General features: G+C 66.4%; 13 protein-coding genes and 1 pseudogene. 8 read left to right on the forward strand and 6 right to left on the reverse strand.

Features of this window, described 5'->3' with window-relative positions; all coding sequences use genetic code 11:
* The first annotated feature begins 216 nt into the window (after positions 1-216).
* Positions 217-1,248, forward strand: coding sequence for an aldo/keto reductase (locus ACWDSJ_RS01260; protein WP_450028675.1), 1,032 nt, complete (start codon positions 217-219; stop codon positions 1,246-1,248).
* Between the two features lie 23 nt (positions 1,249-1,271).
* On the forward strand, positions 1,272-1,976 hold the full coding sequence (locus tag ACWDSJ_RS01265) for a M50 family metallopeptidase (protein ID WP_450028676.1): 705 nt from the start codon (positions 1,272-1,274) through the stop codon (positions 1,974-1,976).
* 20 nt (positions 1,977-1,996) lie between these two features.
* Here ACWDSJ_RS01265 and ACWDSJ_RS01270 read toward each other — a convergent pair.
* A pseudogene (locus tag ACWDSJ_RS01270) lies at positions 1,997-2,773 on the reverse strand (tetratricopeptide repeat protein); the annotation flags it as partial.
* 241 nt (positions 2,774-3,014) lie between these two features.
* Between ACWDSJ_RS01270 and ACWDSJ_RS01275 the strand changes: the two are divergent.
* The 4 genes from ACWDSJ_RS01275 to ACWDSJ_RS01290 all read left to right on the forward strand — a co-directional run bounded on the left by ACWDSJ_RS01275 (position 3,015) and on the right by ACWDSJ_RS01290 (position 5,610).
* On the forward strand, positions 3,015-3,647 hold the full coding sequence (locus tag ACWDSJ_RS01275) for an FAD-dependent monooxygenase (RefSeq protein WP_450028677.1): 633 nt from the start codon (positions 3,015-3,017) through the stop codon (positions 3,645-3,647).
* Complete coding sequence (locus ACWDSJ_RS01280) at positions 3,605-4,537, forward strand: FAD-dependent monooxygenase (RefSeq protein ID WP_450028678.1); 933 nt, start codon at positions 3,605-3,607, stop codon at positions 4,535-4,537. Before ACWDSJ_RS01275 ends, ACWDSJ_RS01280 begins: the two co-directional genes overlap by 43 nt.
* A 158-nt stretch (positions 4,538-4,695) precedes the next feature.
* Entirely contained in the window at positions 4,696-5,052 is a 357-nt protein-coding gene (locus tag ACWDSJ_RS01285; protein WP_450028679.1) for a nuclear transport factor 2 family protein, read from the forward strand.
* A 123-nt stretch (positions 5,053-5,175) separates the two neighbouring features.
* Positions 5,176-5,610 carry a DoxX family protein gene (locus ACWDSJ_RS01290; RefSeq protein WP_450028680.1) on the forward strand — a complete coding sequence of 145 codons (435 nt, stop codon included), beginning with the start codon at positions 5,176-5,178 and terminating at the stop codon, positions 5,608-5,610.
* A gap of 98 nt (positions 5,611-5,708) precedes the next feature.
* Here the strand turns inward: ACWDSJ_RS01290 and ACWDSJ_RS01295 are convergent, their stop codons facing one another.
* The 5 genes from ACWDSJ_RS01295 to ACWDSJ_RS01315 form a co-directional block, all read right to left on the reverse strand.
* The gene (locus tag ACWDSJ_RS01295; RefSeq protein WP_450028681.1) at positions 5,709-6,551 is read right to left on the reverse strand and encodes a helix-turn-helix domain-containing protein; all 843 of its coding nucleotides are present in this window, start codon (positions 6,549-6,551) and stop codon (positions 5,709-5,711) included.
* Between the two features lie 183 nt (positions 6,552-6,734).
* Positions 6,735-7,376, reverse strand: coding sequence for an AAA family ATPase (locus ACWDSJ_RS01300; RefSeq protein ID WP_450028682.1), 642 nt, complete (start codon positions 7,374-7,376; stop codon positions 6,735-6,737).
* Complete coding sequence (locus tag ACWDSJ_RS01305; RefSeq protein WP_450028683.1) at positions 7,373-7,996, reverse strand: 3'-5' exonuclease; 624 nt, start codon at positions 7,994-7,996, stop codon at positions 7,373-7,375. Before ACWDSJ_RS01305 ends, ACWDSJ_RS01300 begins: the two co-directional genes overlap by 4 nt.
* On the reverse strand, positions 7,993-9,168 hold the full coding sequence (locus ACWDSJ_RS01310) for a radical SAM protein (RefSeq protein ID WP_450028684.1): 1,176 nt from the start codon (positions 9,166-9,168) through the stop codon (positions 7,993-7,995). The genes ACWDSJ_RS01305 and ACWDSJ_RS01310 overlap by 4 nt, the downstream gene beginning before the upstream one ends.
* Before the next feature lie 299 nt (positions 9,169-9,467).
* Positions 9,468-10,166 (reverse strand): hypothetical protein, encoded by a 699-nt coding sequence (locus ACWDSJ_RS01315; RefSeq protein ID WP_450028685.1) that lies wholly within the window; start codon positions 10,164-10,166, stop codon positions 9,468-9,470.
* Positions 10,167-10,376: 210 nt separating this feature from the next.
* Here ACWDSJ_RS01315 and ACWDSJ_RS01320 point away from each other — a divergent pair, with 210 nt between their 5' ends.
* Positions 10,377-11,606 carry a helix-turn-helix domain-containing protein gene (locus tag ACWDSJ_RS01320; RefSeq protein WP_450028686.1) on the forward strand — a complete coding sequence of 410 codons (1,230 nt, stop codon included), beginning with the start codon at positions 10,377-10,379 and terminating at the stop codon, positions 11,604-11,606.
* A gap of 184 nt (positions 11,607-11,790) precedes the next feature.
* Positions 11,791-12,879: a helix-turn-helix domain-containing protein gene (locus tag ACWDSJ_RS01325; protein WP_450028687.1), complete on the forward strand. Its 1,089-nt coding sequence runs from the start codon at positions 11,791-11,793 to the stop codon at positions 12,877-12,879.
* Positions 12,880-13,359 lie beyond the last annotated feature (480 nt).

Genomic DNA, 13,359 nt, shown 5'->3' on the forward strand with positions numbered 1-13,359 from the left:
GAAATCGAGCGTGCCCGAGCAGCCAGGGAAACCGGGACCGGGGTGACGTGCGCCAGGTGGCTCGAGGTTTCCGTGCGGGAACGGGGTGACGCGTGCCGGATGGCTCGAGGTTCCCGTACCGGGACCGGGTAACGCGCGCCGGTTGGCTCGAACGTGCCCGAGCGGCCCGGGAAACCGAGATCGGATCGTGCCGCCCGGCCCGTTAAGGTCGTGGGCATGCAGTACGCAACGCTGGGTAACACCGGGCTCGTCGTGTCGCGACTCGCGTTCGGGGCCATGACGTTCACCGCGGGGAACAAGGACATCGGGGCGGTGTACAAGGTGGGGGCGGAGTTGGCGAGCGAGCTGGTGGAGCGCTCGCTCGCGGCGGGGGTGAACTTCTTCGACACCGCGGACGGGTACGCGGGCGGGGAGTCGGAAACCCTACTGGGGCAGGCACTTCGGCCGCACCGCGACGACGTGGTGATCGCGACGAAGGTCGGTTTCCGCACCGGCGACCCCATCACCCGCTCGGGTTTGTCGCGGCGGCACATCCTCTGGTCGATCGACGCCAGCCTGCGGCGGCTGGGCACCGACTGGGTCGACGTGTACATCGTCCACCGCGAGGATCCGTTCACCCCGCTGGAGGAGACCCTCGCGGCGCTGGACGAGGTGGTCCGCTCGGGACGCGCACGCTACCTGGGATTCTCGAACTGGTCGGCGTGGAAGGTGGCCGCCGCCATGGAGATTCAGCGCGCCAACGGCTGGGCCCCGTTCACCCACGGCCAGATGAACTACTCCCTCGTCGGCCGCGACATCGAACGCGACGTGCTCCCGATGATGGCCCGCTATGGCCTCGGCCTGACCGTCTGGAGCCCGCTGGCCAGCGGCTTCCTCTCCGGCAAGTACACCCGCGAGGCCCTGCGCGACCCGGACAACCGCCTGGCGGGCTTCGACATCCTGCAATTCGACAGGGAACAGGGCTTCGCCCTCGTCGACCGCATGCGCGCGATCGCCGACAACCACGCGGCGACGGTCGCCCAGGTGGCCATCGCCTGGCTGCTCGCCAAGGACGCGGTCACCAGCGTCCTGCTGGGCGCCACCAAACTGCCGCAACTCGACGACACCCTCGGCGCGGCCGAGCTGACCCTGACCGCCGACGAGATCGCCGACCTCGACGCCGCGATGCCGCCCGCCCCGGTCTACCCGAACTGGTACATCGAGAACTTCCAGGACCAGGACACCACGACCGCCCTGACGCGGAAATGACTGCGGCGCAAACGGTTTCGTCGGTGACCGACAAACTGACCCTGGTCTCGCCGCAGCCGCCGCCGTGGGTGATCCTCGCGACGGCCGCGGCCGCGCTCGTCGCGGTGGGCTTCCCGCCGGTGTGGCGGGTGCTGCGCACGGCGGTGACGATCGCGCACGAGCTCGGGCACGCGGTGGTCGCGGTGGCGACGGGCCGCACCCTGAGCAGTATCCGCCTGCACTCCGACACCTCCGGCGTGACGATCTCGCGCGGAAAGCCCTACGGCCTCGGCATGATCCTGACGACCATGGCCGGGTATCCCGCGCCCTCGGCCCTGGGCCTGGGCTGCGCGGCGCTGCTGGCCGCGGGCCGCCTGACACTCATGCTGTGGCTGGTGACGGCGGCGCTGATCGTGCTGTTGCTGTTGGTGCGCAACCTGTTCGGGCTGCTGGCCGTATTGTGTTCGGGCGCAATCGTCTTCGCCGTGTCGTGGTACGGCGACGAGGTGTGGCAGGGCGTGTTCGGCTACGCGGTCGCCTGGTTCCTGCTGTTCGGCGGGCTGCGCACGATCGTCGAACTCCAGCGGATGCACATGCGCGGCGACGGGTCCGACGCCGATCAGCTGGCCTACCTCACCAAACTGCCCGGCGTGCTGTGGGTGCTGGTGTTCGCGGCGGCGTCGCTGGCGGCGGTGGTGCTCGGCGGCAGGCTGATGCTGGGCTGGCCGCCGGACCTCACCGTGTCCTGACCGGCGTAGGCGCGCCACGCCTGCGCCTCGCTCCAATTGCCTTGGCGCACCAGCACTTCCGCGAGTCCGGCCATGGCGCGCACGTCCCCGCTGTCGGCGGCGGCGCGCCACCAGCGTTCGGCCTCGAACAGGTCGCCGCGGCGGAAGCTGACCACCCCGAGGTCGTAGGCCGCGCCCGGATGCCCGAAATCCGCGGCCTGGGTCCACAGCACGCACGCCTGCTCGAGGTCGCCGCGCCCGTGCAGGGCCACCCCGAGGTCGTAGAGCGCGCCGCGGTAGCGGGTCTCGTCGGTCGGGGCCGCGGCGGTGGCGACCTCCACGACCAGTTCGGCGAAGTCCGGCGCGCCCACCCCGGAACTGCATCGCAGCACCGGCCTGCCCCGCGGGGTGTGGTCGACGAGCATGCCGTAGTTGCCGGTCCAGGATTCGGTGACGCCCCCGGCGTCCATCCACACCGGTGTCAGGGTGAACGCGGCGTCGGGTCCGGCGGGATGCAGCGCGAGGTCGATGCCCGAGGCCATGGCGTCGGACCACACGTCGACCCCGCGCAGCCGCCGATCCCCCAGGGCGACATGCCCACCCAGCACCGACAGCCCGATGCCGAGCCCCAGCAGTCCGGCCGGTGGGGCCGAAGCGCGCAGGCGCAGGGTCACGACGACCGGGTCCGGCCCCAGCGGCTCGCTGTAGAGCGGATACACCGAGTGGTCGCGCCATCGGATCGGACCCGCGTCGGCGTACCGCTCGGCGAGCGGCATCCACGCGTCGTCCTGCTCGCCGTACGGGGACGGCCCGGTCATTCGTGCCCGCCTTTCGCCGCAGCTGTCGGGGAAGGATTTCGGCCATACGGTAGTACTCGGGACGCGGAAAAATCACCGAACCACCGGGTATTTACCAGCGGGCACGGAACATAAACGCGCGGTTCCGGTTTCGCCGACCGATTTGCACCCGATGCCGGATTGCAGTCGCTGTCGCGGGCATACCAGCGCGGCGCAAGATATGTGCAAGGCGTGTGCAACCGGCGATCGGCACGGTCGGGACATGACCGAGAATTTCGATGTGGTGGTGGCCGGGGCCGGGCCGGTGGGCCTGATGCTGGCGTGCGAACTGCGGTTGGCCGGGGCGCGCGTGCTGGTGGTCGAGCGGTTGGCCGAACCGGATCCGACCCTCAAGGCCGGGGCGATCAATGTGCCGACGGCGCAGGCGTTCTATCGGCGCGGTCTGCTGCCGCGGCTCGAGCATTTCCATCGGACGGCCGTCGAGCGGATCGCCGCCGCGGTCCGGGCCGTGCCCGCCCCGCTCGTCCGGGGAAACAAGGGACCCGCCGGACATTTCGCCGGAATCTTCCTCGATATGACTCTCTTTCCCGACGACGAGGAGGAATTCGACACAGCCGGTCCGATCGGCGAGGCGTGGTTCGTGAATCAGCAGGGAATCGAGACCATTCTCGGCGAATGGGCCGAGGAATTGGGGGTGCCGGTCCGGCGCGGGGTCGAGCTGACCGGATTCACCGATGACAGCGACTGCGTGACGATCTGGCTGGGGGACACGGTGATTCGCGCGGGCTGGCTCGTGGGGTGCGACGGCGGACGCAGCACCGTGCGCAAGCTCGCGGGGTTCGAGTTCCCCGGGTGGATCCGCTCATCACCGGGCATCAGGCCGTCGTCGAGATGACGGGGGCGGAGGAGTTGCCGCTCGGCTGGCACAGTACGGACAAGGGGATCTTCGCGTACGGGCCGACGCCGGGAAGGTTCCTGACGGTCGAGGTGGACGGCCCGCCCGCCGATCGGAACGCGCCGATCACCGCCGCGGAGTTGCAGGCGAGTCTGCGCAAGGTGTCCGGGGTGCCGGTGCGGATCACGGCGGTGCATTCGGCGACGCGGTTCACCGACAATACGCGCCAGGCGACGAATTATCGGCGCGGGCGGGTGCTGCTGGCCGGGGACGCGGCGCACGTGCATTCGCCGTTCGGCGGGCAGGGGTTGAATCTGGGGATCGGGGACGCGGTGAACCTGGGGTGGAAGCTGGGCGCGGTCGTGGGCGGGTGGGCGCCGCCGGATCTGTTGGATTCGTATACGGCCGAACGGCATCCGATCGGGGAGTGGGTATTGGAATGGACCCGTGCCCAGGTCGCGATCATGCGGCCCGATCCGCACAGCCGGGCCATGCGGCGGGTGACGGAGGAGTTGCTCGCGACGCCGGACGGTGCGTCGCTGGTGCGGAAGAAGGTCGCCGGGGTACTGCATCGGTACGACTTCGGTGCGGGAGATGTGTTGCTCGGGAGGCCGGTTCCGGATGTGGGGCTCGCGGATGGCAGCCGGACGAATGAGCACTTCGTGGACGGGCGGGGGGTTTTGTTCGATTTCGGCGACTCCGAGGCTGTCCGTGAGGCGGCGGCTCCTTGGTCGGATCGTGTCCGTGTCTTGAGCGTCAAACCTGCTCAGTCGCATCGTCTTTCGGGCATTTTGGCGCGGCCTGACGGGATCGTGGCGTGGGCCACCGAAGCTTCGGATCCCTCAGGTCTCGTTCCTGCCTTGCGACGGTGGTTCGGGCGGGAGATGTAGTCCTCGGATGAAGTGTTGATCGCTGCCTTCGAGGTGTGCGGCAACCCAGCCGCACCCTTTATTTGGATTCGCACCCGTTGTAAGGCCCTGCAAGCGGTGCGGATCCGAAGAAAGGGTGCGGCTGGGCTGGTGCGATACAAGATCGGGATAATGGCGGTGTGGATGCTCGTGCGCACGCTGATGCCTGGTTGGCGGCTTGGAACGCTCATGATCTCGACGCGATCATGGGGTGTTATGCCGATGATGTGGACTTCAGTGCGTCCACGGTGGTGCAGCGGTGGGGGAAGCCGGATGGGCGGCTGCGGGGAAAGGCCGAGTTGCGCAAGCACTTCGAGTTGGGGTTGCGGCTGGCGCCGGAGTTGGCGTTCGTGGAGGAGGCGCTGCTGACCAATCCGGGCGGGTACGCGCTGCTCTATCGGCGCGAGAACGGGAACCGGGTGCTCGATGTCGTGGAGCTGGACGGGGACGGTCGCGCCGCTCGCGTCCGGGCGTTCTACGAGCAGCAGCAGCGGTAGTCCAGGCGGCGGGAAGCGGCTGGCGGAAAGATTTTTCGCGGGAGCGATGAGTTCTCGCGGGGACCGCCGTCGTATCAGGTGAGCGCGCTACCGACCAGCGCGACCGACCTGAAGGAAAGAACAATGACCGCCATCGCCGCCACCGCCACTTCCGCCCCCGTCCGCCCGGGCAAGGTCCGCAACCGCGTCCTGTGGGGACTCCAGATCGTCCTGGGCCTCTTCTTCGTCTTCGCCTCGGGAATGCCGAAGGTGCTCAACATGGTTCCCGAGGAGAACTTGGCCGCCATGCGCGAGGCCGGTATCGGCTCGGTGTGGTTCCTGTACTTCGTGGGCATCTGCGAGATCGCGGGCGGCATCGGCCTGCTCGTGCCGCGGCTGACCGGAGCGGCCGCCGTCGGCCTGTCCGTCCTGACCTTCCTGGCGGCGGTCTTCAACGTCTTCCTGCTGGACACGCCCGCCTACGCGCCCTTCCCGCTGGTGCTGTCGGTGGTGTTCGCCTGGATCGCCTACCAGCGTCGCGACAGCATCGTCGCGCTGCGGTCGCTGGTCAGCCGGTGACGACACGGTAGATCCGAGACGATCGGCAGGCTTCGGCCCGCCGATCGTTTTCGGCGTTGTGCGGCAAGGGTGTTCAGGTCGGTTCGCCCTTGCGTCTGCTACACGGTGTCTTCGGACACTGCCAAAAGCAGTGTCCGGGAATCGCTTTCGTTCAAGGCGGTGCGCTTCAGCTCGGCGATCGTCTCTTTGTAGCAGGCGACCTCCTCGGAGCGTTCGAGATAGAGGTTCCCGACGTGTTCCTCGATGTAGACGATCGGCGGTTCGGTGAGTCGGGTTTGGGTGAGGAGTGGGAATTCGAGTAGGGAGAATGAGCCGACCAGTGCGCCGATGCGGCTACCGGAGTTGAAGGGCATCACGCGGATCGAGACGTTCGGGCGCTGGCCGATCTCGGCGAGGTACTTGCGCTGTTCGGCCATGACCGTCGGGCCGCCCCACTCCTCGCGAATTGCCGCTTCCGAGAGGAAGATTTCGATGGAGAAGCCCGGGTCATCAAGGCGGCGTTGCCGTTTGGTGGTCTCCTCGATGTAGTTCTCGATCCGGTCGCCGGGCAGGTTGGGGAATCTCGTCCACGCCATGGCGCGTACGTAGTCGGGGGTTCGGACGATCGCGGGGAGGAGGATGACCGACCATGCGGTGAGTCGCGTTGCGGCGGCGTCCAATACGGTCCGGGGGTCGAGATCGTCGGGGCCGCGGTCGAGGTGGGGGCGCCACCAGCCGCCGCCGTATCTCGCGACGGTGCGGGCTTCGCGGGCGAGGGCGAGGATCGTGCGGCGGTTCTCGTCGGAGACGCCGTAGCGGTCGCAGAGGGTGTTCATGTAGAGGTCGCTGGCGGAGCGGACGGAGACGCCCTCCTCCAGGCGGCTCATGGTCTGGGGTGAGATGCCCAGTACGCTGGCGGCGCGGGCTTGGCTGATCTCGGCCTTCTTTCGGAACTCGGTCAACCGGCGACCCAGGGTTCGTCGGGCGAGTGTCGAACCTACGGTGCGCATAATTGTCTCCTAGCTTTCGGGTCAATAGTGTTGTGTCTCGCTCTATTTGGGCTCTTGGTGTTCCTGCGGACGAGCCTTCGCGAAGACGATCATCGGTGTTCGTGCAGGGTCAGGAGAATGACGGCTCCGGGCAGCTCATTGGTGCCCTCCCGGCGAGCTTTCGTGCGGCTCGACCAGGCAGCCCTCGATCCGTCCCATTGTTTCGACGATTGCCTGCGAGTGACTGTTGAACAGCAATTGCTCGTGTGGAATGTTCAGCCGGTGCAGGACACGGTGAACGTATTTGTCGCACAGTAGGCGAAAGCGGAGGTCGGTGTCGCGGGGCTTGGTTTCGCCCAGGGGCACAGTTGGATCGAGTACGGTGCGGAGGATCAGGTCGTAGTGCTGCACGTGGTCACTGACGAGCTGGTCGAGATACTCGAGGCGACGCTGGTCCGGACGCAGTTCCCGGTATGCGAGGGCGGCCTCGTAGTAGCCGAGCGCGTCAGGGATGCCACGGTCGATGAGAACGACATCCGCTTTCGTCCATGCCTCGAGTTCGAGGCTGATACCGCGGGTGATGACCCACAAGGTCGAGGCCCAAGTGTGGTTGTACAGAATCGGCAGTCCCGCATCTTGGGCTTGTCGACCGAGGTCGTTGACGATCGCGACGTCGATCTGCCTGCCGCGCAGTTGTTCTGCGAGCGTATTGATGAATGTCGTCTTTCCGGTGGAGTGAGAACCAACCAGTGCGATACTGACGGGCCGTTGCACCTCTGACGTCTCACTCGAGGTCACCACAATCCGCCTTCCGGTTCGGGCGCTGGCGCGTAGTCCGGTGTCGCGGCGGCGGCGACCAAGTCGGGCCACGCAAAGCCGCTGTCGGTGGTGAGCCTTGCCAGCAGTTGCCATGCAGCCCAGGCGTCGTAGGCGGCGCGGTGGTAGCCCTGCGTCTGAATAGCGGTGATGTCGAGCTTGGCAGACTCGATGAGCTTGTCGAGGCTGTAACCGCTCAACCCGGGCCAGACCTTCTTGGCCAGGCGAAGCGTGTCCAAGACCAGCGGGGGAGCCCAGCCGGGCAGATGACGTCCTATGACGCTGCTCTCGACTTTCGCGTTGTGCGCCACCAGGATTCGGCCCTCGAGGGCCGACCGGATTTCCGGAGCCACCTGTTCCCAGGTGGGGGAGTCGGCGACGTCGCTGTTGGTGATGCCGTGCACCTTGCGCGTGACGATCGAGGAGATCGGGTTCTGCGGGCGGATCAGCCAAGCTCGCATGTTGGCGGGATCCGTGAGGTCGGTGATCGGCAGGACAGCGATCTCGATGATTTCCGGTGGGTTGTGCCCGTTGCCTTCGACGTCGACGACGGCGAGTTGCTGACCGTGCAGGGCGGCGGGGACATCGACAGATGCGGTCACTGCGTCTCCTCGGATGAGGGCCAGCCGATCTCGGCGCGGCCGTGTCGGTGCAGGTGATGGGGTTTGGTCACATCGTGGACCTGGTAGCCCAGGCTGTGTTGCATCAGGTATCGCGGCTGTTCGTCCAGGCCGGTGGTGACGATGGCTCGGTCGTTGATCTCCACCAGTTCCCCGCCCAGCTGAGCGGCCATGCGCCCGACCTCGACGGTGTCGGGACGTTGCCAGGCGGCGGCACAGCGTCGCAGCTGCGCCGTCGGGCAGATGTCGCACAGCTCCCGGATACCGTAGTGGCCGTTGTAATCGGCGACGCCGTGCGCGTAGGTGACCGCGCATGAGGTCTTACGGAACAACGGCGGTCTGTTAGCGTACTGTGCTGCCGCCGTGAGGATCCGGCGTTCGAGAGCTTCCGGAAAGACCTTGCGTCGCGCCCCTTCCAGGTAGGGCTCGGGCAGGCCATTGGCACGGTAGTAGTCACGAATCTGGTCTTTGAAAAACAAGCCGGTGAACACTGTCGCATGGGCATGCTGGCTCAGCTCGAACGCGCGGGCGAAGTGCGCATCGCTGTCGTTGAGACCCGGAACGATCGGCCGCCAGTACAGGACCACCCGGTAGCGATCCGCGCGGTCATACGCGACGCGTAGGGACGTGGCTGCGATAGTGGAGTCGACGGGTTCGATTCGCTCGTCATCGATGCCGGAGTGGGTGATGAGCACAGTGAGACGAATGTTGCTGAAGGAATTGAGGATCGTGCAATCCTCCGACTGGATGCGCCATCGAGTGATGACGAGCACGTGATTTCTGAGGCCCCGCGCGTCGAGCATTCCCAGCATGGCGAACAGGTGCGGTTTCACCCGCGGCAGCATCGGGTCCGTAGCCCGGTTCAGCAGCTGAATCGGAGTCACGTGCGGCTGAAAATAGTGGTGTTCCAGCAGCATTCGCGCGGCCTCGCGGTCCGTGGTCAAGGCGCGCGGTGCCTTCATTTCGAAGTTGTCGAACAGGTGGCGGACGCAGTAGCCGCAATCCAGGGGGCAACCGACGATCCAGTTCATCGACAGTCCGCTCTTGCGGTACTCGATCACCTCCTTCAGCTCCGATCGCAATGTCGCGCGCTGCCCCACGCTCAGCTGGGGTAGCTGTCGATGATTACTGTTCGGATCAAGCTCACTGGACATGGTGTCTCCCAACGGTTTCGGTCCATTTGTGCAAGCCGGGTCTTCACGGAAATGCCCACAGCCGCTCGCAGGGGAGCCGCGGGCACGTTCGATCAGGTGGTTCGAACGAAACAGCGTCCTAGGGGTGGTGAACGACCCAACAGTCAGCGAATCGGCGGGCGGCCGACTCGCAGGCGACAAACCTCAGTTCTTGCTCGCGCAGAAGACTGATGTGGACGCGGATCAGGACATCTGGTTCGTGCGGGAGAGGTGAAACGGGTTGAGCTGCAGAAGGTTCCGCGAAGCTCACCGCAGCCCTCCTATTTCGTTTTTATGTTCGTGCCCGGAGCCAAGCCGGCCGTGCCGAGGTTCAGGTGCCGCCTCGTGGCATAGTCGTGGGTCCGAATGTTCGCGAGACCGCCCAGCGCATCGAGCGAAGTGCGAACCGTTGCGCCATCCGATAGCCGGATCTCGTCGTTCGTACGCGGCCGGAAGCGGATTCCCCGCGCCGCGGCCCGATCGCGCTGGGTGTCAGCCGGAGGCACGATCTTCCCGGCTCTGACCAGGGCGCTGTAGGCGCTGGCCTTCGTGGCGCATTCGAGCGTGCTGCATTTGATGTGTTGTTGCATCGCCCGTTGCGCGGCCAGAACGGTCGGCGTCTTCTCCGGATGTGCGTGAGCCTGGTCGGCGATGGTCGGCATCGACGCTGCCCATGTCTCCGGTGGGATCACTGTTTCGAGGTCGAACAATTCACAGACCCTGCTGGGCGTGTGGTCGACCGTTGCCAAGTCGTAGATCACCAACGCGGCGGCATCGAAACCGGACGCCAGTCCGAGCGCGTAGCCGATCGGATCGGGATCGTCCTTGCCGGGATGGGCGGTGTACATGTAGCGGTATCCCGAGCGTGCTGCGTGTTGCAGAATCATCTCCGCGTGTCGCTGGTAGTCGGGTCCGGATACATCGGTCCGCACCAACCCGACTGCTATGGGTATCTCGAAATTCCATTCCCCGAAATTCATGCCCTGTCCTCTCAACTCGTCGAAGAAGGAGGTCCGCCGCCGGGGCGGTTCATCGACCGGGCGTCACAGATCGGGTGGTCGACAAACGCTGTGGCACTTCCTGGACCGACGACGATCCGATGTCAGGGTGAGCGCTGGGAGCGCCCGCGCTGTCCCACAGCGGGACAATGCCGTTAGCATGGGGTTTTGGAGATCGTCCAGGGAGCGCGCATGTCCGAAGTTGAGCCCGACGAAGGCCGCTACATCGGCGGCCGCGTGCGGGTGATTCGTGCCCGGCGCGGCATCTCCCAGCAGGTCCTCGCGGACCGGGTGGGGTTGAGCCGGGGTGCGATCGCCAAGTACGAGAATGGCGAGCGGCCTGTCGATTCACGGCGCGTGCTGTACGCACTTGCGCAGGCGCTCGGGGTCGCGGTCGGGGACCTCACCGGCCATGAGCAGGATCGGCTCGATCCGTCAGCCGCCGGGTTCCATATGTCCGTGCCTGACATCGAGACCGCCTTGTGGACGGAGGGCAACACCACTCCGACCGGGCCGCCGCGCACACTCGATGAATTGGCGGCGGCGACGAAACGGGCGGCGAACCTGCGAATCGCGTGCGACTACGCCACGCTGGGGCCGATGCTGGCTCCATTGCTGAATGACACGTATCGCTGCCTGCGTGATGCCCGAGGTGCTGACCGTGACCGCGCTTGGGACATCATGGCGACGCTCGCGCACACGACGGCAGCGGCGCTGAAGGCTCGCGGCTATCCGGCGCTCTCGTGGACCGCCGCACAGCAAGCCGAGCGAGCTGCCGAAAACATCGGCGGCACAGCGGCTCTCGCGTCCACCGCCTTCGCGCGAAGTCAGGTGTTGTTGGCGCGGCCCGGCTCGCTCGTGTCGGCCCTGGATCACGCGGAGGGCATGGCCGAGCGGATCGGAAATGACGCTCGTACGATCGGCGAGGTCGAGACCTTGGGAATGCTGCATCTTCAAGCGTCGCTTGTGACTGCGGCGCTGGGTGGAGATCCGGAGCCCCATCTCGCAGAGGCCACCGCCCAAGCGAAGAGGTTGCCGAAGGCGGAGATCGGTACCTCCATCCTGCGGAATCCGACGTTCGGTTCGGCCAACGTCACACTCTGGCGGATGTCCGCGGCGATGGAGCGGCGAGAGCCGGGGCAGGTACTCGAACTCGCACCCACACTGTCGCCCGACCAGTTGCCCGCGGAGGGACGGCGCGCGCAATACTTCGTCGAGATCGGGCGAGCGTATGCGATGCAGCGCAAATACCGGGACTCGTTGTACGCGCTGCTTCGGGCCGAGCACGCGGCTCCTCAGCATGTGAGACAGATGACGCACGTGCGTGAGCTGGTGGGTCACATGATGCGTTCGGCGCGGCGAGATCTCACGACGGGCGAGCTGGGTAGGCTTGCTCAGCGTGTCGGAGTGGTCCCTGTCTGAGTCGGGTTGGTACTTTGCTCAGGATGAGCGTTGTGCGCCAAGACATTTCGCGGTAGCGATGGTTTTGAGGCCGTCATCTGGTATCGGGCGGCGGTCCACGACGGCACCGTGACCGAGGAGATCAGATTTCGGGGGGCCGCGCGTCCTGGTTTCGGGTTCCTCGGTGTGCGTGCATCCTGGGACCATGCACATCGGCACCCTCATCCGGGAATTGCGGTCGGCTCGGGGATGGTCGCGGGGTCGGCTCGGCGATGAGCTTTCAAAGCAGGCGGGGCGGGAATGCGTTGTGGGGCAGTGGGAGTCGGGCGACGTGACGCCCTCGCCCTTCTGGCTGCGGCATCTGGTGGCTGTCCTGGAGGTGCCGCTGGTTGCGCGGGAGGTCGGTTTGGACCACGGGCGGCTTCTCTCTCATTCGGCGGCGATCGCGCCGTTGGTGTCCTCCGATCTGCTCGGCGGAGGCTTCGCGGGGCGTCTTCGAGGGCCATCGGTGGATCAGTGGGCGGATACGCTGAGTGCGTACGGGGCCGCCTACATGGTGCTCAGCGCTGCTGACATTCGGCGGCGAATCGCCTTGGAACTGGCCGTGATTCAGCAGCAGTGCGACGAACCTCGCATGTGGGCACATGCGGCGCGGCTGATGACGTTGTACGCCAAGACATTTCCCGGTAACGACGGTTCCAAGGCCGTCACCTGGTACCGGATGGCGGCCGAGGCGGCGGACCGGTCCGAGGATCTGGGGACTCGGGTGTGGGTTCGGGGGCGGGCCGCGATCGCGCTCGGTTACGAAGGCGCCTCGTTGCCGATCGCGCGAATGTTCGCGGAGCAGGCGCTGGCACTTGATGATTCGCCCTCGCTCGGGCGAGTGAACGCGATCTACGGCAAGGCGCACGCGGCGGCAATCATGGGGGACGCCGACACGGCGCGGGCGCTCGATCTCGAGGGGCGGCGGGTGTTCGACGTGGCTGGGTCCGGGGATTCGGAGGCGTCCGACTACGCGGTGCCGTATTGGCGGCTGGGGGTGTTCAGGTCGTTGCTGCGGGCTCGGCTCGGGGACGAAGCGGTGGCGGTGGAAGCCCAGGACGAGGCGCGGCGGTGGTTGCCGCCGACATTGCCTCGGTTCGCGACGCATCTCGAGATGCATCGGGGGTTGATGCTGGTTCGGGCGGGGGATCGCAGTGGGGGTATCGCCTATGCGCAGTCGGCGCTCGACGCGCTGCCGCCGGAGAAGCATTCGCTCACGCTGCGGATGCTCATGGACGAGATCTCTGGTTGATGGTCCTTCGGATCTGTTGGGCGGGCGTCAGTTTCACCACAATCCCGCTTTCGGATCGGGCGCTGGCTTGAATTCCGGTGTCGCTGGGCCGGTGAACAACGCGGTCCAATCGACTCCGCTATCGGTGAGGAGCCGTACCAGCAATTGCCAGGCGGCCAGACGCAGGATGTTCAGGGCCAGTGGGGAGACCAGTCCGGCAGATGGCTACCGAGGACGCTGTGTTCGGCTTTCGCGTTGTGGTCCACCATGATTCGACAGTCCAGTGCGAGTTGGATCTCCGATGCAATCTGGTCTCAGGGGGACGAGCCGCTGACCGTGCAAGGGTGTGGACGCGTCGACGGGTGCGGTCATCACGTCTCCTCGGTGGGCCCGACGGTTTGTCACATCGTGGACCCGGTAGCCCAGGCGGTGTAACTACTCGCGGTCCCGCGACGAGTTTGCCCCGCCAACGACGTCTACCTCACCAACACCCCCCCACAA

Source organism: Nocardia sp. NPDC003482, assembly GCF_053588115.1.